The 25,719-nt window shown below is 39.3% G+C and carries 23 protein-coding genes; 9 read left to right on the top strand and 14 right to left on the bottom strand.

Annotated features, from left to right (window positions below; translation table 11 throughout):
- Positions 1-3: 3 nt before the first annotated feature.
- From LS684_RS19840 to LS684_RS19855, 4 genes are all read right to left on the bottom strand, one after another.
- Entirely contained in the window at positions 4-2,094 is a 2,091-nt protein-coding gene (locus LS684_RS19840; protein WP_233808718.1) for a hypothetical protein, read from the bottom strand.
- Positions 2,095-2,340: 246 nt separating this feature from the next.
- Entirely contained in the window at positions 2,341-3,666 is a 1,326-nt protein-coding gene (locus tag LS684_RS19845) for a UDP-glucose dehydrogenase family protein (protein ID WP_233808719.1), read from the bottom strand.
- The gene (galU, locus tag LS684_RS19850; RefSeq protein WP_233808720.1) at positions 3,663-4,550 is read right to left on the bottom strand and encodes a UTP--glucose-1-phosphate uridylyltransferase GalU; all 888 of its coding nucleotides are present in this window, start codon (positions 4,548-4,550) and stop codon (positions 3,663-3,665) included. The genes LS684_RS19845 and galU overlap by 4 nt, the downstream gene beginning before the upstream one ends.
- A gap of 277 nt (positions 4,551-4,827) precedes the next feature.
- The gene (locus tag LS684_RS19855) at positions 4,828-6,495 is read right to left on the bottom strand and encodes a glycoside hydrolase family 13 protein (protein WP_233808721.1); all 1,668 of its coding nucleotides are present in this window, start codon (positions 6,493-6,495) and stop codon (positions 4,828-4,830) included.
- Positions 6,496-6,770: 275 nt separating this feature from the next.
- Between LS684_RS19855 and LS684_RS19860 the strand changes: the two genes are divergently transcribed.
- Positions 6,771-7,499 carry a class I SAM-dependent methyltransferase gene (locus LS684_RS19860; RefSeq protein ID WP_233808722.1) on the top strand — a complete coding sequence of 243 codons (729 nt, stop codon included), beginning with the start codon at positions 6,771-6,773 and terminating at the stop codon, positions 7,497-7,499.
- A gap of 2 nt (positions 7,500-7,501) precedes the next feature.
- Here the strand turns inward: LS684_RS19860 and LS684_RS19865 are convergent, their stop codons facing one another.
- The 3 genes from LS684_RS19865 to LS684_RS19875 all read right to left on the bottom strand — a co-directional run bounded on the left by LS684_RS19865 (position 7,502) and on the right by LS684_RS19875 (position 10,550).
- Positions 7,502-8,401 carry an NAD(P)/FAD-dependent oxidoreductase gene (locus LS684_RS19865; protein ID WP_233808724.1) on the bottom strand — a complete coding sequence of 300 codons (900 nt, stop codon included), beginning with the start codon at positions 8,399-8,401 and terminating at the stop codon, positions 7,502-7,504.
- A gap of 372 nt (positions 8,402-8,773) precedes the next feature.
- Positions 8,774-9,367, bottom strand: a complete 594-nt coding sequence (locus LS684_RS19870; RefSeq protein WP_233808726.1) for a hypothetical protein — start codon at positions 9,365-9,367, stop codon at positions 8,774-8,776.
- 13 nt (positions 9,368-9,380) lie between these two features.
- On the bottom strand, positions 9,381-10,550 hold the full coding sequence (locus LS684_RS19875) for a ParM/StbA family protein (RefSeq protein ID WP_233808728.1): 1,170 nt from the start codon (positions 10,548-10,550) through the stop codon (positions 9,381-9,383).
- Positions 10,551-10,994: 444 nt separating this feature from the next.
- Here LS684_RS19875 and LS684_RS19880 point away from each other — a divergent pair, with 444 nt between their 5' ends.
- The 4 genes from LS684_RS19880 (at position 10,995) to glsA (ending at position 15,706) form a co-directional block, all read left to right on the top strand.
- The gene (locus LS684_RS19880) at positions 10,995-11,453 is read left to right on the top strand and encodes a GNAT family N-acetyltransferase (protein ID WP_233808730.1); all 459 of its coding nucleotides are present in this window, start codon (positions 10,995-10,997) and stop codon (positions 11,451-11,453) included.
- 73 nt (positions 11,454-11,526) lie between these two features.
- Entirely contained in the window at positions 11,527-12,762 is a 1,236-nt protein-coding gene (gene pepT, locus LS684_RS19885; RefSeq protein WP_233808731.1) for a peptidase T, read from the top strand.
- A 302-nt stretch (positions 12,763-13,064) separates the two neighbouring features.
- The gene (locus LS684_RS19890; protein ID WP_233808732.1) at positions 13,065-14,555 is read left to right on the top strand and encodes a peptide MFS transporter; all 1,491 of its coding nucleotides are present in this window, start codon (positions 13,065-13,067) and stop codon (positions 14,553-14,555) included.
- A 194-nt stretch (positions 14,556-14,749) separates the two neighbouring features.
- Positions 14,750-15,706, top strand: a complete 957-nt coding sequence (gene glsA / locus LS684_RS19895) for a glutaminase A (protein ID WP_233808733.1) — start codon at positions 14,750-14,752, stop codon at positions 15,704-15,706.
- A gap of 38 nt (positions 15,707-15,744) precedes the next feature.
- Here the strand turns inward: glsA and LS684_RS19900 are convergent, their stop codons facing one another.
- On the bottom strand, positions 15,745-16,656 hold the full coding sequence (locus tag LS684_RS19900; protein ID WP_233808734.1) for a cation diffusion facilitator family transporter: 912 nt from the start codon (positions 16,654-16,656) through the stop codon (positions 15,745-15,747).
- Positions 16,657-16,827: 171 nt separating this feature from the next.
- Positions 16,828-17,619 carry an SDR family NAD(P)-dependent oxidoreductase gene (locus tag LS684_RS19905; RefSeq protein ID WP_233808735.1) on the bottom strand — a complete coding sequence of 264 codons (792 nt, stop codon included), beginning with the start codon at positions 17,617-17,619 and terminating at the stop codon, positions 16,828-16,830.
- Positions 17,620-17,773: 154 nt separating this feature from the next.
- Between LS684_RS19905 and LS684_RS19910 the strand changes: the two genes are divergently transcribed.
- Positions 17,774-18,679 (top strand): nuclease-related domain-containing protein, encoded by a 906-nt coding sequence (locus LS684_RS19910; RefSeq protein WP_233808736.1) that lies wholly within the window; start codon positions 17,774-17,776, stop codon positions 18,677-18,679.
- A gap of 674 nt (positions 18,680-19,353) precedes the next feature.
- On the opposite strand, the gene LS684_RS19915 is transcribed toward LS684_RS19910, so the two are convergent.
- Complete coding sequence (locus tag LS684_RS19915; protein WP_233808737.1) at positions 19,354-20,409, bottom strand: FecCD family ABC transporter permease; 1,056 nt, start codon at positions 20,407-20,409, stop codon at positions 19,354-19,356.
- Positions 20,406-21,413, bottom strand: coding sequence for a FecCD family ABC transporter permease (locus tag LS684_RS19920; protein WP_233808739.1), 1,008 nt, complete (start codon positions 21,411-21,413; stop codon positions 20,406-20,408). The genes LS684_RS19915 and LS684_RS19920 overlap by 4 nt, the downstream gene beginning before the upstream one ends.
- A 175-nt stretch (positions 21,414-21,588) precedes the next feature.
- Here LS684_RS19920 and LS684_RS19925 point away from each other — a divergent pair, with 175 nt between their 5' ends.
- A complete protein-coding gene (locus LS684_RS19925) occupies positions 21,589-22,581 on the top strand; it encodes an ABC transporter substrate-binding protein (RefSeq protein ID WP_233808740.1) in 993 nt (330 codons plus the stop codon).
- A gap of 32 nt (positions 22,582-22,613) precedes the next feature.
- Here LS684_RS19925 and LS684_RS19930 read toward each other — a convergent pair whose 3' ends face one another.
- On the bottom strand, positions 22,614-22,922 hold the full coding sequence (locus tag LS684_RS19930; protein ID WP_233808741.1) for an antibiotic biosynthesis monooxygenase family protein: 309 nt from the start codon (positions 22,920-22,922) through the stop codon (positions 22,614-22,616).
- 122 nt (positions 22,923-23,044) lie between these two features.
- On the opposite strand from LS684_RS19930, the gene LS684_RS19935 reads away from it, so the two are divergent.
- Both LS684_RS19935 and LS684_RS19940 read left to right on the top strand, forming a co-directional pair.
- Entirely contained in the window at positions 23,045-23,479 is a 435-nt protein-coding gene (locus LS684_RS19935) for a MarR family winged helix-turn-helix transcriptional regulator (RefSeq protein ID WP_233808742.1), read from the top strand.
- 71 nt (positions 23,480-23,550) lie between these two features.
- Positions 23,551-24,072 (top strand): NAD(P)H-dependent oxidoreductase, encoded by a 522-nt coding sequence (locus LS684_RS19940; protein ID WP_233808743.1) that lies wholly within the window; start codon positions 23,551-23,553, stop codon positions 24,070-24,072.
- A 41-nt stretch (positions 24,073-24,113) separates the two neighbouring features.
- On the opposite strand, the gene LS684_RS19945 is transcribed toward LS684_RS19940, so the two are convergent.
- Both LS684_RS19945 and LS684_RS19950 read right to left on the bottom strand, forming a co-directional pair.
- Positions 24,114-24,971 carry a DUF3298 and DUF4163 domain-containing protein gene (locus LS684_RS19945; RefSeq protein WP_233808744.1) on the bottom strand — a complete coding sequence of 286 codons (858 nt, stop codon included), beginning with the start codon at positions 24,969-24,971 and terminating at the stop codon, positions 24,114-24,116.
- Positions 24,964-25,455 (bottom strand): sigma-70 family RNA polymerase sigma factor, encoded by a 492-nt coding sequence (locus LS684_RS19950; protein WP_233808745.1) that lies wholly within the window; start codon positions 25,453-25,455, stop codon positions 24,964-24,966. The genes LS684_RS19945 and LS684_RS19950 overlap by 8 nt, the downstream gene beginning before the upstream one ends.
- Between the last annotated feature and the right edge of the window lie 264 nt (positions 25,456-25,719).

Raw genomic sequence — 25,719 nt, forward strand, 5'->3', positions numbered from 1 at the left:
TTATTATTTCTTCACTTCAACCGGTACAAGGATTGGGGAAATTCCAAACTCTCCATGACCTGCTTGAATTTGTGGAACTTGGTCTTGATCCGTGTTTCCAGAATCATCATCCTTAAGGTAGAAATCACCTGTATCCCAGAATTCACTTACCTGCATGCCTTCATTTAACGAAGGTCCATCTATGACTGCATCGAAGAATTCTGTATAGCGAGATGTAATGGTTTCAATTTCTAATGCCTCAGGTTGATCTACATCTCCCTCAAGATTGCTTAAGTTATTAATTGCTAAACGATAGACAGCAGCTATGCCTCCAGCTGTATATGGCGTATAGCGCATCTGATCCCCACTAGTGAAGTATGCTCTCGCTTTATCATCCCAGAATTGTTCATCCATCACCGTGTAGATGCTTCTCGCAGCATCACGGTATTTTTCGTCCTTCGTTGCTAAGTAGGCAGACGTCAATCCTCGGATTGCCCCAAGCTGCGCATCTAACGTCACTTCTTCGTCAGCACCTTCCCCTATCGTAAAGCCTTTTGCTACAAGGCCGCTTTCCATGACAAGGTTAGTCAGCATAAAATCCGCCTGCTGTTGAATCAGTTCAATAGCACGCTTCCCTTCCGACGTATTTAATCCTTCTGCCGCTTCTCCACTAGCATAGCCTACTGGAAGCCCATCAATTGCACGTTCAAAAATACGTAGGGATTCCATTGTATAACCTGCGTTAAATGTATCTACATAGCTTCCTTGGACCGTTCCATCATGCTCTGTTACAAATGTTCCCGCTTCTTGATTAAAGTGCATGGAATCCATATTTTTAAATACATGTAACAAAATATCACGGTTTACCGAGAATGGATCAGAAGATACTTTATCATTTGCCGCATCTTCATCTATGTTTTCCTTTGGAGCAGACGGATAAGGCTTGCTATCGAAAAGAGCTCTAAAGGATGGAGCCACATTTTCATTAGCTGTACGTTGATCTGTCATCCCATAAAACTCACTTGCTGGCCATAGCATTAACCATTGATCGGCAAGAACACTTTTACTATCTTCTACTTCTAGCGCACTTGCATTCGGGGCTTGGCTATTTCCATCTTCAACTACTTTTACTTTGTGAGGTAAGTAAACAAGACCTTTAGCAGGATCATAGGCTGTTCCTACTCCAATTGATGTTAAAGTCTGATCTTGCTGATTGTAGAATAGGCCGCCTTGAATGTAGTTCAGCTTATTCCAAATCTCTTCTACTAAAATCATTCCTTGCATACCGTCAGCAGAGCTCACACCTAGTGCAATGTTGTCATCATCTTCATCATCCTTAGGGGTCTCCCCTTCAAGCTCTTCGTCTCCATCAACAGTATGGAAGCCACCGAGGAAATCGCCTGCCCATAATGCCTGCTTTAGGAATGTTCCACCATATGCCGCTGGGTTTAAAATTTTGTCCATTTTTTCACGGTCCCAGCGAAGGGTTTTGAAGTTCACTTGATAATTGGGAACATAGGCTCCATCTTCCGAAGCAGCGTATTCTGAAATATCCACCTCTTCAATATAGTGAGGATCTCCTGACGCATACTCCATGAATGTAGGGAACATATTTGTGAAGATTTCTTCACGTGGATAGCCTACTGCATCAGCTAGCGTGTAAAAGCGATTTCCTAACACTTCATCCGCAGATTTCCCTTCTTGATCAGCCATTTCTTTCACCATGGGTCCATGTATTAAATGAAGCCCTAATCCGGATTTTTCTACCACTTCGTACATGGCCTCTTCTGAATATTCATAGGCTTCAACACCTGCTGTATAATCAAACTTCGTAGGAGCATCTACTACTCTAGGATCTAATACATCCAAGTCCAAGCCTAACCCCTCTACTAAAGGCTCTCCAGATAACTCAAACTCTGCATAAGCAAACATGTTCCCAGCTGTATCAAATTGATAATCTGCAACTGGGACAGAAATAGTTGAAGCACTCACTTTCTTTTCTTCTGTTGAAGCCTTCTTGTCAGCTTCTTTTCCCGCTTCATCACTAGTACACCCTGCAAGCAGCAAGCTTGCTGCAATTGCCAGTGAAGACATTACCTTCCATGGTTTTTTCATGTATACTTCTCCCCTTTGTTTTAATCATATATATATGTATTATTGAAAATGATTTTCATTTTCAATTTTATTGATAACGATTATCATTATAAAGCAACGCAATGAGTCCATCAACCCAAATTTCGGAAGTTTACAAGATTGTCAAACTTTACGATTGTTATTCATTCATTCTCCAATCAAAAAAAACCCGTAAAAGTTAGAATGGTGTCTAACTTTTACGGGGCATCTCAATAGAGCAGGCTTTCGTTATCGTTTTACTTTTTGAAAATGAATAATTTTTTCACGACCAATGGAAATATAGCTGACCCTAGCACTTCTTGCTTCTTCAAGGGAATAGCAGTTCCGCCCATCCAGGATAATAGGAGTTTTCATTCGATCTTTGAAAAGCTCGAGTGGCATCCTTTTAATCTGAGGCCATTCTGTAACGATAAATGCTAGTTCTGCGTCCTCAATCGCAAGTTCAGGGGAAGAAGCATATTCAATTCGTTCTTCGAAAATAGACTTCATTTTTTCACTTGCTACAGGGTCATACGCTACGACTTCTGCTTGTTCATTTAATAAGCTGTTTATTAGGTCAATAGAAGGTGCTTCTCGAACATCATCTGTGTTCGGCTTAAAAGCTAAGCCCAAGACAGCTGCTTTCTTCCCTGTTACACTTCCCATCAGTTCCTTTGCTCTGACAAAAAGCTTTTGTTTTTGTTCACTGTTCACTTCAATGACAGATTGAAGGATTTTAAATTCAAAATCATTCTGATTCGCTATATTTTCGAGCGCCTTTGTATCTTTTGGGAAGCATGATCCGCCAAATCCAATACCTGCACGAAGAAATTGGTGACCAATACGAGAATCAAGCCCCATTCCCAGTGCCACATCCTCAATATTAGAGCCCATCTTCTCACATAGATTGGCCATTTCGTTAATGAAACTAATTTTTGTTGCTAAAAATGTATTTGAAGCATATTTAATCATTTCTGCGCTCCGAAGGTCGGTGCGCACAACCGGAATTGAAAATGGCTGGTATAGTTCTTCAACTAATTTGGCTGCTTCATCATGATTGGAACCAATAACAATGCGCTCCCCATTAAATGTATCTTCAATTCCGGCTCCTTCCCGGAGAAACTCGGGATTTGAAACAATTTCTACGTTTATTTCCGGGGGAACAATGCCCCTTATCTGCTTGATTATTTTTTCGTTCGTACCAATGGGTACTGTGCTTTTAATTACGACTACTGTGTCTCTATTGATACTCTTCCCGATTTGTTCAGCGGCCCGTTCTAGATAGCAGAGGTTAGCCGATCCATCTTCCTTCTCAGGCGTTCCAACGGCAACTATGATGATTTCTTGATCTTGATATGCTTGTTCTACACGTGATGTAAATGATAAACGGTTTTGATCGAGATTTTTCCGTATTAATTCTTCTAGTCCAGGTTCGTATATTGGGGAAATACCCGCTTTTAGCTTCTCAATCTTCGGTTGATCCACATCATAGCAAATGACAGAATGCCCCACCTCTGCTAAGCATACCCCTGTTACTAACCCTACATATCCTGTCCCGGTTACTGTGACTCTCATATTTCAACCCCTTGAATGGTAGAAGTTAATTGTTTTAGGTAAATTCGAAGATCTTCTTTTAAGTCTTCTCTTTCCAAGCCAATTTCAATAGTTGCTTTAATAAAACCTAACTTATCGCCCACATCATACCGTTTGCCTTCAAATAAATAAGAGTATACAGGTCTGCTTTCTGTTAACTTCTGAATGGCATCCGTTAGCTGGATTTCGTTTCCTGCCCCTGGTGCAAGCGTTTCTAAAATGGGGAAAATTTGTGGTTCTAATATATAGCGTCCCATCACTGCCAAATTGGATGGTGCAGCATCTAGTGATGGCTTTTCAACTAAATTTCTCACTTGTAAAATTTGATCTGTTACATTCCAATCAGGTTCAATAATTCCGTATTTGCTCACTTCTTCATCAGATACAGTTTGAACACCAATAACCGAACTACGATATTGCTCATATACCTTGATCAACTGCTCCATACAAGGAACTTCAGATTGGACGATGTCATCTCCAAGCATGACAGCAAATGGTTCGTTTCCAATAAAGCTTTTCGCACAATAAATAGCATCTCCTAGGCCACGAGGCTCCTTTTGGCGGATGTAATGAATATTCGCTAGACGAGAAATACTTTCCATTTTTTGCAGTTGCTCAAGCTTCCCTTTTTTTAGAAGTGTTTCCTCTAGTTCATAGGATTTATCGAAATGATCTTCAATGGCTCGCTTTCCGCGCCCGCTAATAATGATGATATCTTCAATTCCAGCTAGAACAGCTTCCTCGACAATGTATTGAATTGTAGGTTTATCAACGATAGGAAGCATCTCTTTTGGCTGGGCTTTTGTAGCAGGTAAGAATCGAGTACCGAGTCCCGCGGCAGGGATAATAGCTTTGCGAATTTTCAAGTACGAAACCTCCTTAAAGAAATCATCTTATCAAAACCTATGATTCCCATATGATATTGATGTACAGCTATAAGAAATTTAACATAACTCCAATATTCCTTTACACCTCTTGCTCTAGAGTAAGAGCTTATCTTGCATTAGTGTATACTCCTTATTTTAAAAAAGAAAGAATGGGTCTGTTTAAAATGACTGCTAAGTTTTTGTAAAATTTGTATCAATCAGTAGCCTAGGAATGAAAAAACAGGACCCTTCTTGTTAAAAGGTCCTGTACTCTGCATTATTTCTTTAAGCGATATACTCTTGCCTCATACGGTTGAAGCACTAATTTTTGTAGATTTTCTAGAGCAACAACTTCATAATTGTTCAGTAGGAGTTCCTCCACATGAAAGTCTCTATCTTTGCAAGTAAATGTAGCTACTTCCTTTGATAAATTCGTAATGACAACTACTTGATCATCCTCTGAAGATCGGGTATATGCATAGATTTGCGAGTCATCCTCTAGTAGCAAATCGTACTGACCATATGTGAACACTGGATTTTCCTTCTTCAGCTGGATCATTTTTTTATAAAAAGAAAGGACAGAATACGGTTCATTCGCTTGCTTTTCCACATTGATTTGTAGGTAATTTGGGTTTAATTTCATCCAAGGAGTACTTGTTGTAAATCCTCCGTTCTCTTCAGCTGACCATTGCATCGGCGTACGGCTGTTATCGCGAGAAGAGGCCCATATAATGTCCATAATCTTGTCATGAGACATTCCTTCTTCACTTTTAATTCGATAGAGGTTCTTTACAGCTACATCATCATAATCCTCTATTGAAGGAAATTGTACATTCGTCATCCCAATTTCTTGTCCTTGATAGATAAATGGTGTGCCTTGCATTAGAAAGTACATTGCTCCCATGGCTGTTGCACTTTCATACCAGTATTGACCATCATTTCCCCACGTAGACACAACACGTGGTTTATCATGATTTTCAATGAATAACGCATTCCATCCATCATTTTCAAGCCCTTTTTGCCATCGGGTTAACACCTTTTTCAGTTCAACTATATCTAACTCAGGGTTGGTTTCCGCGTCCCAAAGTCCCAAATGTTCGAATTGAAAAATCATATCCATCTTTCCATTTTCTTTTCCAACCCAAAGATCCGCTTCATCTACCTTGACACCATTTGCTTCTCCAACAGTCATCACGTCATAATTAGCATATGTTTTTTCTTGGAATTCCTTTAAATACTCGTGAATCCCTTTTTGATTCATATGCATGTCAAAGGAAGATACATACTTCTTTCCCTCTGGGTTTGGCAGGTCTGGGAATCCTGGGCGCTTTTTTATATGGCTAATGGCATCAATTCGAAAACCATCGATCCCTTTATCTAACCACCAGTTTACCGTATCATATAATGCCTCACGAACTTCCTTGTTTTCCCAATTCAAATCTGGCTGCTTTGTTGAGAACACATGAAGATAATATTGATCTGTTTTCGTGTCATATTCCCAAGCAGATCCACCGAAGATACTCTCCCAGTTATTCGGCTCGGCTCCATTCTTTCCATCTCTCCAAATATACCAATCTCTCTTTGCATCTTCCTTAGACGTACGAGATTCGATAAACCATGGATGCTCATCACTTGTATGGTTTAATACGAGGTCAATTATTAGTTTCATTCCTCGTCTATGTACTTCATCCAATAGTTGATTAAAGTCATCCATCGTCCCGAAGTCTTCCATAATATCCTGATAATCCGAAATATCATACCCATTGTCGTCATTTGGTGATTTGTACATCGGACAAATCCAAATCACATCAATTCCTAAGTCTTTTATATAATCAAGTCTTTGAATGACTCCTTGTAGATCCCCAATTCCATCTCCATTTGAGTCTTGAAAGCTACGGGGATAAATTTGATAACCAACTGCTTCTTTCCACCAAATTCTATTCATTTTAACACCCTCAAATCAATTATTATGTGAATCCTTTACATACTGTGCAAACGCTTGCATTCAATTGCATAAAAAAAGAATCTTATTCTTCTATATTACATTCAGTTTAACGCTTTCATTTCGTTTTCGCAATCATTCACTTAAGATTTTTTCGAACCATACGTTGTACCCGTTCGACCTCTTTGACCATAGAATAGGTATTAACTTGAGCAAAGGCTGCGTTCGCAATGAATGGCTTCAAGTGCAATTCATGAATTAGAATAGGAGAGAATTAGATGACATACTCTTATCAAGATGCATTAGCCCATTATGGAATTAGCGGTGCTCATCCAGGAGGATTAGCATTAACTAAGAAAATCATTGAGCCCTTTACGATTCAATCTAATTGGCGTGTTTTAGATGCCGGCTGTGGAACGGGGCAATCCGCTGCATATATAGCGAAGTCCTATCTTTGCGATGTGACAGCAGTGGACCTTCATCCCATTATGATTAAAAAAGCTAGGGAGCGTTTCTCAAAGGAAGGAATTTCCATTACTACAATAGAGGCAAGTATCGAAAAACTCCCATTTGCTAGTAATTCTTTTGATCTTATCATTGTAGAATCCGTAACAGCCTTCACCTCTATGCCTACATCATTAATAGAGCTAAACCGTGTACTAAAGAAGGGCGGCATTTTATTAGACCTAGAAATGACCGTCGAGCAGCACATAGAAGAGTTTGACCGACAAACGATTCAACGAGTTTATGGAATGGAGGACCTATTAACGGAAGCGGAATGGAGGGATGCTTTTCAAAAGGCTGGCTTTTCAAACACCAAAATCGTAGCTGGAGGAACCGTTTTAACTGAGTTGTTACATTCAATGGAAAAACAAACTCCACTTGAGCAATGGAATCCTTCCTCACCTAAGCTTGAGCTAGATGCGATATTATCGGAACACCAACAGCTTGTTATGTATTATGCTGAAGCCCTTGGATACAGATGCTTCCAATGTTTGAAAGAGTAGGGTTATTTGGATGCTAACAGTGACTTGTGAATCCAAATAGCTGCAAGTGATCCATCTCCCAGTGCAACCGTTACTTGCTGTGTATGTGCTACAACATCCCCTGCTGCCCAAACGTATGGGATGCTCGTTTGGTTTGTTCGCGGATTCACAACAATATGTTTATTTTCAAGGCGCTCCACACCAAGTTGGCTGGCAATATCAGATCGAACTTCATTTCCGCCAAATGCAATAAAGCTGTGGGCTCCTTGAATGATTTCTCCTGTCGTTAATCGATACCCCTCAAGCTGATCTCCTCTAGCTAGAACTTCTCGTATAGCCGAGCAAATATACGTTATTCCATAATTATTTAGCTGACCTGCTATCTCCTCGTCTACTGGCTCTTGTTCATGGTTGATATAGATCAACTCTCTCGTCCAATAGGTGAGTGTTAATGCCATATGGGCTCCTACGTTCCCTGAACCTATGACAATCGTCCGCTTTCCTTTCACTTCATACCCATCACAGTCGGGACAAACATAGATGCTTTTCCCTAAGCACGGCTTTAAATAATCAAGTGATGGAATTCGGTCCTTTATCCCTGTTGCAATCAATAATCTTTTCCCTTTATATAATTGTCCCTTCTCAGTGGTTATTAGGAAATGTGCCTCCAATTTCCTCACGGTTTCTGCCTTTTCATTCTTAAATTGCACTCCGAATGATTCAGCCTGTCTTCTTCCAATGTCACGAAGTGTTTTTCCACTTACACCTTCTGGATATCCTAGAATATTATGATAGCTATTACAAAGGGTCGATCTTCCATCATTAGAATCTAACACTAAGATATGATGGTTATATCTGCCGAGCTGAATAGCCGCTTGAAGGCCCGCAAATCCACCACCAATAATGATACAATCAAACACCAACCACCACTCCTTTTTCAGTATTCATATGCTTTAGCATGTCCTAAATATTTAAGAAAAATGTTGAAATTTATTGTAGGCTCGCCCTGCTAAAAACCTCACCTGAAGAACTTTGCAACTGAAAGGGCTTGTAAAAGTGAAAATCTAGTTGGTCAGTGGGTATTACACACTAAAAAAACAAAAGCTTAGCTTACCTTTGTCAGGCTAAGGCAAGCTCACCTCGAGGACTAGGCGGTGGGTGTCGAAGTGCTGATCAACAATTGAAATAACTTTCCTACGCAAAAAAAAAATAGACAATAAACAAACTCTATCGTGCTGAGTTTATCTATTGTCTTTGCCTAACCCAACAAAGTGGACTTGGCTAGCTACTTCATCTTACTTATTCATACTTGCTAAGAAATCCTTTAAGGGATCCTCTTCTTCTTTTTCAGGCTTTTCCTGCTCCATGGATGATGCCTGTTCTTGCCTAAACATCTCCCAATCGAACGAATTGAGGTCATCCTCTGTCTCGTCGAGAATGGGTTCTGGCAAGTTTTCTACTTCTTCTTCTTCTATTTCAGCAGCTGCATCATTATCATGCTGTTCTTCCTCTTCTTGTAAATATAAAGCTTCATCGATATTTAGCGAGCTACTATTTAGAGCCGCTAGAATGGTCGTCGCTCTAATCGGATCAGCTAAAAGCTGATAGATGATACTTCCAAGAAGTGCCTCTGAATGAGCATGCTTGAGCCAATTCTTTTGCTCCTTACTTAACGCCTTCGGAAGAGGAACGGTAATCGTTTCTTTCTCCTTTGAAAGGGCGTTGCTTACTCCATCTGTCACAAAGCTTGCAATTTTACTGGAGAAGTTTCGTCGTTCAGTTTCCTTAAGATGTTCCAATTGCCGAATAATATGGTCGGGTGTATCAGAAGGGATTCGAAACGTAATCGCTTGCCCCCGTTTTATTTTCGTTGCTCCCCGTTTATCCATAAAATCACCCTAGTTAGTTTTTGACTGCTGCTTTATCTTGCTCGATCTCGTTTTTTCTCACAAATTCAGATATTAATTTATAATAGGCATTTGACATCATCCAAATACTTTCTTTTTCGTCCTCAAAAAAATCAATATTGTAACCGTCTAAGCTGTTATTTAAAGCCTTCAAATAATCTTTTAAAACCATAGCTCCACCGCCAACAAAATAACAGATTTCCGTCTGAGAATTTTTCTGCCACATATTGCGTAGAAGGCGATACTGCTTTTTGGCGAGTTCTAGTAAAATGCGATCTGTAATATCATGAACGCTTGTCCGACTTCCCTTTACCATAATATGATTGCGGTCATTTTTCTTCGTAATAATTTCAACTACATCTCTGCGACTATCTAATTCAACACCGTGCTTAGAGCGGATCTCCTCACGAATCGCTTCAAGCGCTTCGGACACTCCGATATTAAATCCTTGTGCCTTATCATCGTCCACATTGCGATTTTTGATTACAGCAATATCGGTTGAAAGGCCACCGATATCTTGTATAATAATTCGCTTATCGATGAGATCTTTATTCGTAATATTTAGGTCATTATCCATTACCAGATTAATAAATGCGGCAAAGCCCTCTGGGTATACCTTTACCTCGTCAAATTTAATATTAACCTTAAGCCCTTGATATTTAGGCGTAATTAAAAATTCCACCTGATGAACAGAGCTTAGTAGTTGGGAACGATAACCTACATCTTTTCCTTCCTTCACTTCTCGAAGGGGTAAACCAGTCCCTAGCGTATAATTTGCTTCAATTACATGATTTGCTCGTTTAAATAAGCCTTCTTGTTTCTCGTTTACCGCATCTAATGCAATAGAAGCAAATAACATGATTAGTGTCTGATCTACTTCCGATTTGCTCGAACCAGGATCTAGCTCGGATGCATTGTCACTTTTCGTAGCAAGATTTCCTACACGATAAATACCATTATTCTCTTTTAAAGCAGGGGAGTGGACTCTAATATGAATACCGTCAAGTGGGTCCTTATCGTTTAGCTCTTCTATTCCAATAACAGGTCTATCTTCGATGTCTCTAGCAATTACATTTGGAATGTACATTTCAGACTCTAGCTTTCCAAATATAGCTTTAACAGAATCATTCCCTACGTCAATAGCAGCTATTCTTGATTGACTCATCAAACCATTCCCTTCTAATCTAGTAATTTAGTTCATTTTACCACTTATATTAAGCGTATAGAAGAAGTAGTGGGTTGTAAATACGACGATAGTTGTTTTCATTTTATATACATGTAAACGCAATGTGTATACAGTTCATCCAATATTGATTACATGTACACTCTTTTTGTACACACATTGATATAGCTTTATGTGTACGTGTTTGTTTACTTGTATTCATTTTTGTATTCTTCGTATTTTCTTTTTGTATACAAGTATACATAATTGTTTACAATCGGTTTTTGTACCTATTTGTCGATAAATTTTCCCCCTCCCCTACCGATTGAATCAATCGATCTTTTTATTTAGTACCTCTCGCTACCAGCATATAGATTTTTGTTCACCAACCTCCCCATTCTTCATACAATACCGTAACCAAAATAAAATTGATGTGAGGTTTTGAAGATGATTAGACGGGCTACAGAGCAAGAAACAAATACAATCCTACAGATGACAGGTCATATCATTCAAGAGAGTACGGCTGGATATGCGACAAACGGTTCTCAAAAGGCCTATCAAATGTTCGCCCCACTTCTACAAAATGGCGCATACTATCTGGTCGCAATCCAGAATCAACGAGTCATCGGCTGGATTATGCTCGGCCAAGATAGAAACCCGTTAACCAATGAATATGTCGGGAGTTTATTAGACTTGTATGTTCTTCTCCCCTACCGTAAGCAAAGAATCGGGGATACTCTCATGAAAGCTGCCATTAATGAATTGAAACAGCAGGGCTTTCGAGTTATTCAATTAAATGTATTTGCAGGAAATACAGCTAAGTCTATCTATGAAAAGCTAGGTTTTAAAGATGTTGCTCACCTTATGGAGCTAAGGTTTACTGACACCCATGCTACTCAAATTTAAAATGTTTACCCAGCTAGCACTTCCCTTTTTACCTGCTTATAATAGAAGTAACGGAAAAAAGGAGATGAATAGTTTGAAAAATGAATTGATTAAACGGTTTACATCTTACGTAATAGTGGATACACAGTCCAACTCAAACAGCGAAACATGCCCTTCTACCTCGGGACAAATCACACTAGGAAAAATGCTTGTAGAGGAGTTACAAACGATTGGAATGAAAGACGTTGCTATGGACGACAATGGGTATGTGATGGCTACTCTCCCTGCTAACACTGAAAAGCCCATTCCAACCATTGGTTTTTTAGCCCATATTGATACGGCAACAGATTTTACTGGAAAAAATGTTAACCCACAGATAGTAGAAAATTATGATGGGATGGATATTACATTAAATGAAGCTTTACATATTATACTTTCACCAAAGGATTTCCCTGAGCTTGCTCGCTACAAAGGTCATACCCTTATCACAACAGATGGGACGACCCTGCTAGGCGCGGATAATAAAGCAGGAATTACCGAAATTATGACTGCTATGGCTTATTTAATACAACATCCAGAAATCAAACATGGCAAAATTCGAGTGGCATTTACCCCAGATGAAGAAATTGGAAGAGGCCCTCATAAGTTTGATGTAAAAGCCTTTGATGCTGCCTATGCATATACGGTTGATGGCGGTCCACTGGGTGAACTTCAATATGAAAGTTTTAATGCAGCTTATGCAAAAATAACTTTTAAAGGGAGCAACGTACACCCAGGAACAGCAAAGGGTAAGATGGTCAACTCCACAAAACTAGCCATTGAATTCAATCAAATGCTTCCTAAGGAAGAGGCTCCCGAGCATACAGATGGCTATGAGGGGTTCTATCATCTATCCTCATTTGAAGGAGATGTGGAGCAAACTGTCCTACACTATATCATCCGAGATTTTGATAAATACAAATTTAATGCGCGAAAACAGCTGATTCAACAGCTTTCGCTTAAGCTTCAGGACGAATACGGGGATGATCGCATTGTTTTAGAAATGGAAGACCAGTATTACAATATGAAGGAAAAAATTGAACCTGTAAAAGAAATCGTAGATATTGCTCACCAAGCGATGACAAACCTTGATATCGAACCAATTGTTCAACCCATCCGCGGGGGAACAGACGGTTCACAATTGTCTTATATGGGGCTACCCACCCCTAATATTTTTACAGGTGGAGAAAACTTCCATGGTAAATATGAGTATATTTCTGTAGAAAATATGATAAAGGCTACTAATGTAATCATTGAAATCATTCGATTATTCGAGCAAAAAAGCAAATAAACGAAAAGGTTAAGAAGGAGTAATTGCTTTAAGCAATCGCTCCTTTTTTGTACATCCTCTTATAAACTTTATCTAGCCACCCCCAAATCCTACTACTGAGTATCGAATCTTCTCTAAAAACAACCTATTCCAATATTCTGAAATAAATTATTATTCTAATAAAGTGTTTAATTGTGAAAATATACCTACAACGAGTTCAAAATGCCTATAAAATTAAGTTATTTCGGATTTTGAAACAATTTTGACAAAAAGAGACACTTCCAAGTATTATATTAATATATGAAAGGGAGGATGTTTATACTATGTCAGGCCTAAATAAACAGAAAATTGTGGAAAGCGTCCCTCAAAAAGGATTCTTCGGACATCCAAAAGGGTTATTTACGCTTTTCTTCACTGAATTCTGGGAGCGTTTCTCTTACTATGGAATGAGAGCAATCCTTGTATTTTATATGTATTATGAAGTATCTGAAGGCGGATTAGGGATTGATGAGAATTTAGCACTTTCGATCATGTCCATTTACGGTGCACTCGTCTACATGTCAGGAATCATCGGTGGATGGATGGCTGACCGACTATTTGGTACCTCAAAGGCGGTATTCTACGGTGGAATACTGATTATGTTAGGTCATATTGCCCTCGCAGTTCCTGGAAGCGTTTCCATGTTCTTTGTATCTATGGTCCTTATCGTATTAGGTACTGGTTTATTAAAACCAAATGTATCGACAGTTGTTGGGGAAATGTACAGTGAAAACGATACACGACGCGATGCTGCATTTAGTATCTTCTATATGGGTATTAATATGGGAGCATTTATCGCACCGTTATTAGTTGGTTCATTAATGAAATACAGCTTCCACCTTGGGTTCGGTTTGGCTGCAGTTGGGATGTTCCTTGGTCTTGTGATCTTTGTGGCAACGAAGAAGAAAAACCTTGGATTAGCTGGTACGTATGTTCCAAACCCTCTAACAGGTAATGAAAAGAAAAAATTCTTTATTCGTGTAAGTATTGTTGTAGTTGTAATTGCAATTATCCTAGCTGTATTAATCCCAGCTGGAATGTTCACTTTTAATACATTTATTAACTTAGTAGGGATTTTAGGAATCTTAATTCCTACAGCTTACTTCTTTGTTATGTATCGCAGCCCTAAAACAACTCCTGACGAGCGTTCAAGAGTTATTGCTTATATTCCATTATTCATTGCAGCAGTTATGTTCTGGGCTATCCAAGAGCAAGGGGCTACAATCCTTGCAAACTATGCGGATAAGCGTACACAATTAGAGTTCGCAGGAATTACGATTTCCCCTGCTTGGTTCCAATCACTAAACCCACTATTCATCATTTTACTGGCACCAGTCTTTGCTTGGTTATGGGTTAAGCTTGGAGATCGTCAACCTTCCATTCCAAAGAAATTCTCTTTAGGATTATTCTTTGCCGGACTTTCATTCGTTGTCATTCTTCTACCATCTTACATTGGGGGAACCGATACATTAGTAAGCCCATTATGGCTTGTACTTAGCTACTTTATTGTAGTACTTGGAGAGCTATGCTTATCTCCAGTTGGGTTATCTGCTACAACAAAGTTAGCACCACAAGCGTTTTCTGCTCAAACGATGAGCTTATGGTTTTTAGCAAGTGCAGCTGCACAAGCAATCAACGCTCAGCTAGTGAAATTCTACTCTCCCGAAACTGAAATGATGTACTTTGGAGCTATCGGTGGATTAGCTATGGTATTAAGCTTAATACTATTTGCTATCTCTCCAAAAATCCAAGGCTTAATGAAGGGGATTAAATAATTTCTAACAAAGAATCCTCTGACTGTATTCTTCAATATAGTCAGAGGATTTTTTTGAGTCTAAATTGTAGATGCTGCCCAAAATAGCAGCCTTTTCAGGGAAAATTAAGCCTTTTTCCGCCCAATGATCCTTTAAGAACGACTATTAAAAATCAGCGAAGAATATGATACGCTAAAAATAAGGAGGGATAACGTATGCCCATTTCCATTGAACAGCTAGAAAAAATGATAACAGAAAACCGCTCCCATACGGTTCTTGGAAACACAGCTCAATACATTCCTGCACTTGCCAAACAAGACCCCAATCTACTAGGAATCTCCATTATGTGTCCAAATGGAAGTCTCTTAAATGCAGGAGATTCACAAGTTTCTTTTACACTCCAAAGCATTTCGAAAATATTGAGCTTTATTTCTGTTTGCCAAGAATATGGACTAGAATATGTATTAGAAAAAGTCGATGTAGAGCCTACTGGGGAATCGTTTAACTCGATTATTCCTTTTGAAATTCATCGCCCAGGAAAACCATTTAATCCCCTTATTAATGCTGGGGCAATTACTGTTTCTTCGATGCTTCCTGGCACTACAACTGATGAAAAATATGAGCAATTCACCTCATTTTTACAGAAGTTGATTGGAGCTCCATTAGCAATAGATGAGGAAGTATATCAATCCGAGTGGAGAACAGCCCATCGCAATCGTGCACTTGCTTATTATTTAAAAGAATCGAACCTCTTAGAATTAGACGTGGAGGATGCTCTCGATATATATATTCGCCAATGCTCCATTAAGATTTCTTTGCAGGACTTAGCAAAGATTGGATTAATCATCGCCTATAATGGATATGACCCAATTGAAAATAAGCAACTATTTGATAAGGAAATTGCCAGAATTGCTAAAGTACTGATGGTCACTTGTGGCATGTATAATGCCTCTGGAAAGTTCGCTGCCTATGTAGGTGTACCTGCGAAAAGCGGTGTTTCAGGAGGAATCCTTGCTTCTGTTCCTCCTAAATGGTTACCAGAAACTCATGAATTACAGCCAGGCTATGGAATTGCTGTATATTCTCCAGCCATTGATGCTAGCGGGAATAGTGCAGCTGGAACGATGCTTTTAAAACAGCTGTCAAAAGTATTTGATTTTAGCATTTTTTAAAGAAAACAGGACTTCTCTATAAAATGAAGTCCTGTTTTCTATCTTTCTAGCTTAGAATCCATATTATATGCCAAGTGACTCTCATAAGGCTCTATATGTACATGGACATCATAAATATGGTATTCATTCTTCAGTTTCTTTTCTAAAATAGTAGAAATATCATGAGCATCCTTAATATCTAAGTTTGCGTTCACTGCGATGACCAAGTCGACCACAATATGATTACCATAACTTCTTGCTTTTAGATTCTTAATCCTCTTTATCCCCTCAATTTGAAGAGCTGTTTTCATATATTTTTTTAAAACGTTCTGATCAAACCCATCCGTTAGCTGGAGTGTCGCTTCTCTAAAAATACCCCAACCAGTTTTACAAATTAGTGCTCCGACAATTGCCGCAGTTATTGGGTCTAGCCACGGAAAATGAAATTGCGATCCAAAAATCCCAATCGCCGTTCCAATGCTTACCCATGCATCAGATAGATTATCTTTTGCAGCTGCCAAAACTGATGAGCTTTTGATCTGTTGAGCTAATTTTTTGTTATATAGGTAGACAATGAACATAACAGCGGCGGAAAATAAGCCTACCCAAGCAGAGATGGTATCGGGTGTTTGTGATACACCATCAAATGTGGAAATGATCGCATGGCTTAACACTTGGAATCCAACCGCTATCATAATAAAGGAAGCAACCATTGAAGCTACCATTTCCGATTTCCAATGACCGTATGGATGATTTTCATCAGCTGGCTTCTGGGAATAGCGCAAGCCAATCCATACAGCCGATGCAGCTAAAATATCCGTCAAATTATTTAATCCGTCAGCCCATAATGCTTCTGAGTGGCTTGCCTTTGCAACGACTAACTTTAACGTAGATAAACATATGTAAGCAATAATACTAATAATGGCTCCCCGCTCACCTAATTTCAATTCTTGGAATCTTTGCTCATCCATCCGTCTCACCCTCCCATCTCCTGCTAGAACATTTTAGCAAGTGAACATCAAGTGGGTCTACAGCAACCTTTTTCTCTTACACCATAAGAATCATAGGGAGGAAAAAAAGTTGAAGGAAGGAAAAAATTACGTAAGAAAAGCTGGAATCAACAGAGACTCCAGCTTTTCTTTTTATAGAGATCGAATGATTCCGCCTTCTACTCTTTGAGCCGTTCCATTAATAGCGGATGCTTTACCTGAAGCTAAAAATACAACCGAATCAGCCACTTCTTCAACTGTCGCAAAGCGTTGAATGAGTGATGTTGGTTCATTCTTTTTGAAGTAATTTTCCGTAAACGTTGAAAGGTCTTCATTCTCTGCCTTAGCAGCACCAACCATATATCCCTCAACCCCTTCTGTCCAAGTAGGGCCAGGAAGAACACTATTCACTGTTACGTTTGTTCCTTTTGTCAGCTCCGCTAGTCCTCTTGAAAGACTGATAAGAGCTGTCTTCGTAACCGAATAAGGAATCATTTGAGGAAGAGGTTTAACTCCAGCTTCACTTGCAATCGTTAATACTCTACCCGAATTTTGTTCAAGCATGCTTGGCAAAAAGGCACGAGCTAATCGAACCGCACTTAGCACATTTGCATTAAAGTAATGCATCCACTCTTCATCTGTAACTTCCTCAAAGCCCTTCACCTCAAAGACTCCCATATTATTTACAAGCACATCCACTTGTCCATAGCTTTTTGCTTGCTCAATAAATAAAGCCGCTTCCTTTGCATCTGTCACATCCGCAGCAATTCCAAAGACCTTCCCAAAGCCACTCAATTCTGCAACCGTTTCTTCCACTCGGGTTGAGCTTCTGCCGTTTACAATTACCTTCGCTCCTTCCTGAAGGAACGATTTCGCGATTCCTTTCCCAATACCAGAAGTTGAACCTGTTATGACGACTAATTTATTTTCAAGTTGTAGATTCACTTTAATCAACCTTTCCTAGTCAAAATACTATGCCATCTTAGTGGATTTAAAAAGAGGACACAATTAATATGCTCGGAAGCCCTTTAAATTATCATTTATTGGAAAAACAGAATATAATTAAGTTGTATTTTAATCCGCTGAAAGGAAGTGTACAATGCGCTACAAATCTAGAGAAAAGACGAAGGAGCTCCTCATCTATGAGTCTTTAAATGTCCGAATGAAGCTAGAACAAAAAGAGAAGCAGAACTTCATCCATTTAAAGAAAGGCTTTGAAGGAGAAATGCTGTTTGACTCTCATCTTGAAGTGCTAGAGGGGGACTGCCTCATCTTTCAAGACCTACTATTTCAATGGAATAGCTCTCTATTTCAAGTGGACACCCTCCTAATGACCACCAACTCCATTTATCTATTTGAGGTCAAGAATTATGAAGGGGACTTCGTGTACGAGAATGACCGATTGTTTAAGAAGCCGAAAATCGAGGTCACAAACCCTTTGAACCAATTAAACCGAAGTGAACTATTACTCCGCCAACTACTCAAGCATCTTGGATGTAAAGTTCCCATCCACGCTTACATCGTTTTCATCCACCCTGAATTCACCTTGTATCAAACACCTCTGGATAAACCCTTCATCTTTTCAAATCAGTTAAACAGATTCTTAAACACCTTGAGCCTCAACCCATCGAGGGAAGGAACCGAACCATTAAAGAAGCTCGCGGATATGTTAGTGGAACGCCATATTAGAAATTCTCCTTATAGCCGAACCCCAGCCTATCAGTATGACGAACTTCAAAAGGGGTTGATATGCAACAAATGCCACTCCTTCTCTATTTCCCTTAACAAGACCATATCCGTATGTCACAATTGCCATTACGAAGAACCTTTAGTTGACTCCGTCATTCGCCACATCGAAGAGTTCCAACATTTGTTCCCTATGAAAAAAATCACCACGAAAGAAGTAAGTGAATGGTGTAAAATTGTACCTCCTAAAAAAATTAGAAATATATTAAAAGAGCATTTTACCAGGTTTGGAGTCCGACAATGGACTTACTTTGAGTAAAATAATCAAAGAAAAGCCGTCTTCAACAGCTTGAAGCTGGCTTTTTTGCTTTCATCGGGATGATGATGGCTTTTTCTTCTCTTTTATTTCATCGACTTGATGAATGACCTTTTGAGCTATTTTTTCCTCCCTTTTTGGTCTTCATCGAGCTAATGATGACTCTTCCACTCTATTTTTCCTCTCTTTTTGGTCTTCATCTACCTGATGATGACTCTTCTTGGCTATTTTTCTCTCTGTTTTGGTCTTCATCTACCTAATGATGACTCTTCCACTCTATTTTTCCTCTCTTTTTGGTCTTCATCCGCCTAATGATGACTCTTCCACTCTATTTTTCCTCTCTTTTTGGCCTTCATCCACCTGATGATGACTCTTCCACTCTATTTTTCCTCTCTTTTTGGTCTTCATCCGCCTGATGATGACTCTTCCTCTCTATTTTTCCTCTCTTTTTGGTCTTCATCTACCTGATGATGACTCTTCCACTCTATTTTTCTTCTCTTTTTGGTCCTCATCCACCTGATGATGACTCTTCCACTCTATTTTTCCTCTCTTATCGGTCTTCATCGACTCGAAAAAAACTCATTCTCTTCTCTATGGAATAACACAACAACAAAAAAAACAATCGTAGCTGCTGTGCCTCTTTGGCAGCTGCAGCTCGATTGCTTCTAATACACAAATTAATTATTTCTTGTTTTTGATAAGAGATAGATAAAATATGGAGCACCTAGAGTAGCTGTGAATACACCTGCTGGAACGATGGACGGTAAAAAGAGGGTTCGCCCAATTAGATCAGCGAGCATTACTAGAATTGCCCCAAGTAAGGCTGACACGGGTAGTAAGGCGCCAAATGAAGAACCTACTAATCTTCTTGCAATATGTGGGGCCATCAATCCGACAAACCCGATACCACCTGCAAATGCAACCGCAGTTCCTACTAGACCGGTGCTTATTAACAATAGGAAGAATCGCTGTCGTTGGACTGAGCTCCCTACTCCCACTGCTATCTCTTCACCTAACTCCTGAACATTGACATTGCGTGAGGATAAAAAGGCGAAACAGAGCAAAATGAAAACGACAGGAACAAGGACTTTTACGTCATCCCATGTTACAGTGTTCACACTCCCAGTTATCCAAATATTTGCTTGGCTAGCCATATAAATTGGACCGAGCACCATAAAAGTAGTCGTTGCTGCCTGCATTAGAGCTGATATCCCAATTCCGATTAAGACGAGTCGAACTGGTGTAACGCCATCCTTCCACGAAAGGAAGTAGACAGTGAAGGCAACGATGGTAGCACCAACGAATGCCGCAACTGGCATCCACTGCACACTTACAGTTAACGAATAGTTGTCATCACTAAATAACCATAAAAAGGCGACAACTGCCGCTCCTGCCCCGGCAGTTACCCCTATCGTGTCAGGCGCAGCAAGAGGGTTTCGAACCATTCCTTGAAGAATTCCTCCCGCTACAGCTAGAGCCATTCCAACAAACATAGCGACCAATATCCGAGGAAGTCGAAGCTGCTGGATCACATGCTGTTCTAGATCTGTTCCACCACCAAAGAATATACTTACAACGGTTAATGGTGATACTCTCATCTCTCCAAGCCCGGTGCTGACTATCGCAATTGTTACTGCCATAATTAATAAGATAATAGTTTTATAAAATGCCCGTTGATCTAATAAAAATGAGATGCGATTTCCTAATAGGCGTAGACTTCTGAATCCTTTCATCCTTTATTAAACCCCTTTCTAGCAATATAAATAAAATAAGGGGTACCAATAAAGGCCGTCATTACACCTACAGGTACTTCTTGAGGCATAACAATATACCTTGCACCAATATCAGCTGCTAATAGAAGGACTGCCCCAAGTAAGCCGGAGAAAGGAACAAGCCAACGATGATCCGTACCAATCATTCTACGAGCAATATGAGGAATGACAATCCCAATAAATCCAATGGGTCCGGCTACTGCCACGGCTCCTCCTGCTAAGAGAATCACAATGAGACCAACCGACAGCTTTAGGAAACCTACCTTCACGCCTAATCCTCTTGCCACATCATCTCCCATGGCAATGACATTCATGGCTGGAGTCAATACTAGAGCAAGAAGCCATCCAATTGCTAAATATGGGAAAACAGAAATTAGAACATCTAACTTTCTCCCCTGTACGGAACCGGATAACCAAAATAGTACTTCATTAAGAGCGGCTTCATTTGTAACCAACAGCCCTTGGGTAAAGGATGAAAAGAGGGCCGTCATGGCAGCACCTGCTAACGTTAGCTTCATAGGTGTTAGCCCCTGTGAGCCCATTCCTCCGATAAAATAAACTGTTGCAGCAGCAACTGCTGCACCAATAAACGATACCCATGTAAACACCTGTAATCCCGTTACTTCAAAATATGTAATCGTAAGCACAACTGCAAAGCTAGCACCTGCATTAATTCCTAGAATACCAGGGGATGCCAAAGGATTTTTTGTGAGCGTTTGCATGTACACCCCGGCAATTGCAAGAGACGCGCCTACACATGCAGCTACTAGGGCACGTGGAAGCCTTACCGTTTTTATAATGAGATGTTCATTACTTCCGTCAAAAGAAGTAAAGGCTTCGTAGGCTAGTTTTATTGATGTATCCGTATACCCCAATAATATGCTTAAGCCGATAAATAGAAGAAGCAAGAAAGTGACAACCATAACAAGCATTAATTTACGTATAGATTCTCTTATATCTGTCATATTTAATCCATCCTAATTATGATAATTATAGTTTAGAAGAAAATTACCAGCTCGTCAATGACAACAAAAATCATTCTCAATTACTTGTTGACAAATAATTCCGATACTATTAATATCTTAAATGTAATCATTAAATGATAATGATTTTCATTACAAATATTTGGAGGCTACATACATGAAGAAAAAATCATGGTTATTGTTCTCAATTGTTGCTATTATGATGGTATTTGTATTAGCAGCTTGCGGAAACAATAAAGACGAAGGCACTGAGCCTAAAGAAGAAAAAGCTGAAGAGACAGCTGCAACTGAAAATAAAGGATACACAGTTGAACATGCAATGGGCACAACTGAAATAGAAGGAACTCCTGAGCGTGTAGTAATCTTAACTAACGAAGGTACTGAGGCGTTATTAGCACTTGGTGTGAAACCAGTTGGGGCAGTTATGTCATGGGAAGGTGACCCTTGGTATGAACATATCAGCGCTGATATGGAAGGCGTTGAAGTAGTTGGGGACGAAATTGAAGTGAACGTTGAGAAAATTGCTGAACTTAAGCCTGATTTAATTATTGGGAATAAGATTCGCCAAGAAGCACTATATGATCAATTAAAGGGAATTGCTCCAACGATCTTTGCTGAAGACTTAGCTGGTGATTGGAAAATTAACTTTGAACTTTATGCAAAAGCATTAAACTTAGAAGATAAAGGGAAAGAAGTATTAGCTGATTACGATCAAAAAGTAGCTGATATCTCCGAGAAGCTTGGAGATAAAGTAAACCAAGAAATCTCTGTTGTCCGTTTCAGCTCACGTCCTACTCGTATTTATTGGACTGATTCATTCTCTGGAGTTGTGTTTAACCAGCTTGGATTCAAGCGTGCTGCACACCAAGAGAAGCTATTTACTCCTGATAACAAAATGGGGAACTTTGCTGTAGAAGTAGATAAAGAATTGATTCCAGAAATGGACGCTGACGCATTATTCTATTTCACTTATAGTGATTCTGTTGCAATTGAAGAAGAGTGGACATCTGACCCGCTATGGCAAAACCTCTCAGCTGTTAAGGAAGGTAACGCTCATAAAGTAAGCGATATTATCTGGAATACAGCTGGTGGAGTGAAAGCAGCTACATTAATGCTAGAAGATATTGAGAAAATCTTCTCTGAACAATAATAGCAATAGGGAGACCAAGGTCTCCCTATTTTTTATTTTTGTGATCTTACATAATAGACATGCTGACTAGAATCCACTAAATAAGCCGGCTTAACCTTCCCTGCTTTAGCTTTATGCCCAGCAAGATGCTCGGGGCTCTTTTCCCAGTTCTTCCAATCCTCTTCGCTTTCCCATTGAATGAGGACCATAATTTCTTCATTTCCTCGGCTTATTTTCTTCTCTAGCACCTTCAAATTGATAAAGCCGTGCTGTTTCTCAATAATTCCTTCGCCTGTGAAATTTTCTATAATCCCTTCCCCATAGCCTTCTTTGACAATGATTCTTTTCACCTGGTAGAACATGTCATCTCCTCCATTCCTTATATCAAAAGATATCTTATTTGGATTTATGTGTAAATCCTATTTGACGATTCTAAATCCATATGTTAATTTGTATATGCAAATGAAATGAGGGATGACCAAGTATGAATCAGGAAGAGCAAATATTGATGCATTGCTTGTATTTCACAGGAAGTCGATTTGCACGAACGATAACAAAGCTCGCTGAACAAGCGTTTATCGAAAGCGACCTTGCACCTTCATACCTTTACTTGATGATGTTAGTGAAATTCCAACCTGGTATTACGCAAAAAGAGCTATGCCATAAGCTATCTATCGCTCCATCTACAAGCACGAGATTCATCGATAAGCTAGAAAAACAAAAGCTAGTTACGCGGAAGGTAGATGGCAAGCAAACAATGATTTACTTAACTGATGCTGGTGAAGAAATGTATATCCAGTTTCGAGCTTCGTTAAAAGAGCTATTTGATCGCTACGCTACCATTCTTGGTAAAGAAGAAAGTCTGGCTCTAAGCAAAACGCTTCATGAAGCGAGTAATAAGCTAGAAAGAGATTTATAATTTATCCCCGTTAGTTAGGGGTTTCCACCCCATCATTTGTATATACAAATATATTTAAGGAGATTTTAACTATGAAAACACTTGTCCTTATCGCTCACCCGCAGCTTTCAAGCTCGGTTGTCAATAAAGCTTGGAAATATCGTTTATTACAAGAGGAAGCCATAACAGTTCATGACTTATATGAACAATATCCAGATGGAAAAATTAACATGGAACGGGAACAACAGCTCCTCTCATCCCATGATCGAATTGTATTCCAGTTTCCATTTTACTGGTACAGTAGTCCATCAATTCTAAAAGAATGGCAAGATGTTGTATTAACATACGGCTGGGCATATGGTTCAGAGGGTACAAAATTAAAAGGAAAAGAGTTTATGCTCGCAATTTCAACCGGAGGTCCTCAAGCAGCATACCAAGCTGGAGGCTTCAACCGCTACAGTATGAGTGAGCTTACAAAGCCCTTCCAAGCGATGGCAAATTTAACTGGTATGCACTTTTTACCTAGCTATACTTTACAAGGTGTACGCACTCTTACATCTGAACAAATTAAGGAAAGCGCTGAACAACTAGCTCTGCATGTCATTAGAGCTTAAATACAACCAAAGCTAATCCTCCAAGATTGGCTTTGGTATCCCTATTTTATTTCACCAACTTCGAACTCCTGCGCCCCCATGTAGCCAGCTGCTACTTCATATTTTGCGAATGTGACCATAATTTTTCCCTCTTGATTAATATAGAAGCTACGTGTCTCGTCAATTGGCGTATATTCATAGAACTGTATATCATATTCCTCTTCCGGCTTAATCTCCATACGGTGTTCCATTTCATCTAAGACCTTTTCTTGAACGGTCTTGGCAAAGTCCTCTCCTAAAAGCTCCTTTAGTGACAAGAGTTCCCCTGATTGTAAATCAAAGGTATAATAGAAGTTTTCATTATAGGCCGGAGCCAGTGTTTGATATTTATAAATTTCAAAGGATAGGAGCTGTTCATCTGAATAACCGATTTTATAGTCCACTGTCATTTCAACCTTTTGAAAGTCCTCTTCCTTCCCCCCTGTTTCTAAATAGGCTTCCTTATACTCTTCATCCAGTTGAGCTTGTTCTCGTATAACCATATCGATCTTGTCTTGGATGATTGTATTGATTTTGTCTTCAATTGTTTGATCTTTGTTGTAGTTGACTTCAGGCGTATGAACCTTTCCCTTAGAGGTTTCATTTTCAAACTCATAGTCTCTTAATGTGACAAATCGAGCAAGCTCATCAATAACTGGTATCTTATAAAGTGTTTGGGCGACTGCTGAACTCGCATTGACGGCTAAGGTAAAGCTTATGGCTGTAATAGCAGCAATTGCTCCAATGGTTCTAGCTATCCGGTATCCATTCCGGCTTTTCTTTCTTTTTCGAAGTATCGCAGCTTGTATGACACGATCTAGCTCTTTTGGCACCTCTATATGTTCGTATAACTCTTTCATTTCTTCCAATTTCTTATCCATTATACATACCTCCCATTGTTTGTCTCAGCTTGGCTATACCTCTTTTTAAATGAGATTTTATGGTGTTTGGATTTCGCGAGAGTACCGTTGATATTTCTTGAATGGACATTTGTTTAAAATATTTCAAGAGAATGACTTCCCGATATTTTGGAGCTAATTCTTGAACCGCTTCATACAGGTCCATCAGCTCCTCCCTCTCGGCAAGCTTGGTAGGAATCCTCTCTAACAGATCATTTGTATAAATAATCTGTTTGTTTTTTCGTAAAAATTGCTTACATGTATTTATTAGGATTCGATAGAACCACGTCTTCATATATTGCGGTTCCCTAAGTGTTGGAAGTGCATTTAGTGCTAGGTATGTCGCTTCCCCCATCATATCTAGTGCATTTGCCTCTGTTTTCACATAGCTGTAAGCCATTTTATAAAAGTCATTTTTATTCTCCTCAAGCATTTGTATAAACTGTTCTTCTAGCTGGTTATTCATTGGTTTTGACCGTACCTCCTTCTCTTTGACTCCTATTAGAGTATAGATCCTAAGATAAAGTTGCACAGGAATCATGAAAAAAAATCGTTCCGAGGTTGAAACTAGTCTATCATTAAACGCTCGTTCTTCCTTTTCCCCAAATAAAAAAGTGTCAAGAACTCAATTGTTCTTAGACACTTTTTTGATTACATTTTTGCTTATATTCATTCTTCCTCACCTGTTTACCTAGACCTTCTCGTTACCTGTATATCTATCTAGTAGAAA

The sequence above is a fragment of the Cytobacillus spongiae genome, from assembly GCF_021390075.1.

Excerpts from the sequence above, each read along its gene's own strand:
- LS684_RS19935 (WP_233808742.1), top strand. The coding sequence starts at position 23,045 with ATGAATCAGGAAGAGCAAATATTGATGCATTGCTTGTATTTCACAGGA.
- LS684_RS19930 (WP_233808741.1), bottom strand. The coding sequence starts at position 22,922 with ATGTTCTACCAGGTGAAAAGAATCATTGTCAAAGAAGGCTATGGGGAA.
- LS684_RS19855 (WP_233808721.1), bottom strand. The coding sequence starts at position 6,495 with ATGAATAGAATTTGGTGGAAAGAAGCAGTTGGTTATCAAATTTATCCC.
- LS684_RS19950 (WP_233808745.1), bottom strand. The coding sequence starts at position 25,455 with ATGAATAACCAGCTAGAAGAACAGTTTATACAAATGCTTGAGGAGAAT.
- glsA (WP_233808733.1), top strand. The coding sequence starts at position 14,750 with ATGCCCATTTCCATTGAACAGCTAGAAAAAATGATAACAGAAAACCGC.
- LS684_RS19870 (WP_233808726.1), bottom strand. The coding sequence starts at position 9,367 with ATGGATAAACGGGGAGCAACGAAAATAAAACGGGGGCAAGCGATTACG.
- LS684_RS19860 (WP_233808722.1), top strand. The coding sequence starts at position 6,771 with ATGACATACTCTTATCAAGATGCATTAGCCCATTATGGAATTAGCGGT.
- LS684_RS19900 (WP_233808734.1), bottom strand. The coding sequence starts at position 16,656 with ATGGATGAGCAAAGATTCCAAGAATTGAAATTAGGTGAGCGGGGAGCC.
- LS684_RS19845 (WP_233808719.1), bottom strand. The coding sequence starts at position 3,666 with ATGAGAGTCACAGTAACCGGGACAGGATATGTAGGGTTAGTAACAGGG.
- LS684_RS19925 (WP_233808740.1), top strand. The coding sequence starts at position 21,589 with ATGAAGAAAAAATCATGGTTATTGTTCTCAATTGTTGCTATTATGATG.
- LS684_RS19880 (WP_233808730.1), top strand. The coding sequence starts at position 10,995 with ATGATTAGACGGGCTACAGAGCAAGAAACAAATACAATCCTACAGATG.
- LS684_RS19890 (WP_233808732.1), top strand. The coding sequence starts at position 13,065 with ATGTCAGGCCTAAATAAACAGAAAATTGTGGAAAGCGTCCCTCAAAAA.
- LS684_RS19915 (WP_233808737.1), bottom strand. The coding sequence starts at position 20,409 with ATGAAAGGATTCAGAAGTCTACGCCTATTAGGAAATCGCATCTCATTT.
- LS684_RS19920 (WP_233808739.1), bottom strand. The coding sequence starts at position 21,413 with ATGACAGATATAAGAGAATCTATACGTAAATTAATGCTTGTTATGGTT.
- LS684_RS19840 (WP_233808718.1), bottom strand. The coding sequence starts at position 2,094 with ATGAAAAAACCATGGAAGGTAATGTCTTCACTGGCAATTGCAGCAAGC.
- LS684_RS19875 (WP_233808728.1), bottom strand. The coding sequence starts at position 10,550 with ATGAGTCAATCAAGAATAGCTGCTATTGACGTAGGGAATGATTCTGTT.
- LS684_RS19945 (WP_233808744.1), bottom strand. The coding sequence starts at position 24,971 with ATGGATAAGAAATTGGAAGAAATGAAAGAGTTATACGAACATATAGAG.
- LS684_RS19940 (WP_233808743.1), top strand. The coding sequence starts at position 23,551 with ATGAAAACACTTGTCCTTATCGCTCACCCGCAGCTTTCAAGCTCGGTT.
- LS684_RS19910 (WP_233808736.1), top strand. The coding sequence starts at position 17,774 with ATGCGCTACAAATCTAGAGAAAAGACGAAGGAGCTCCTCATCTATGAG.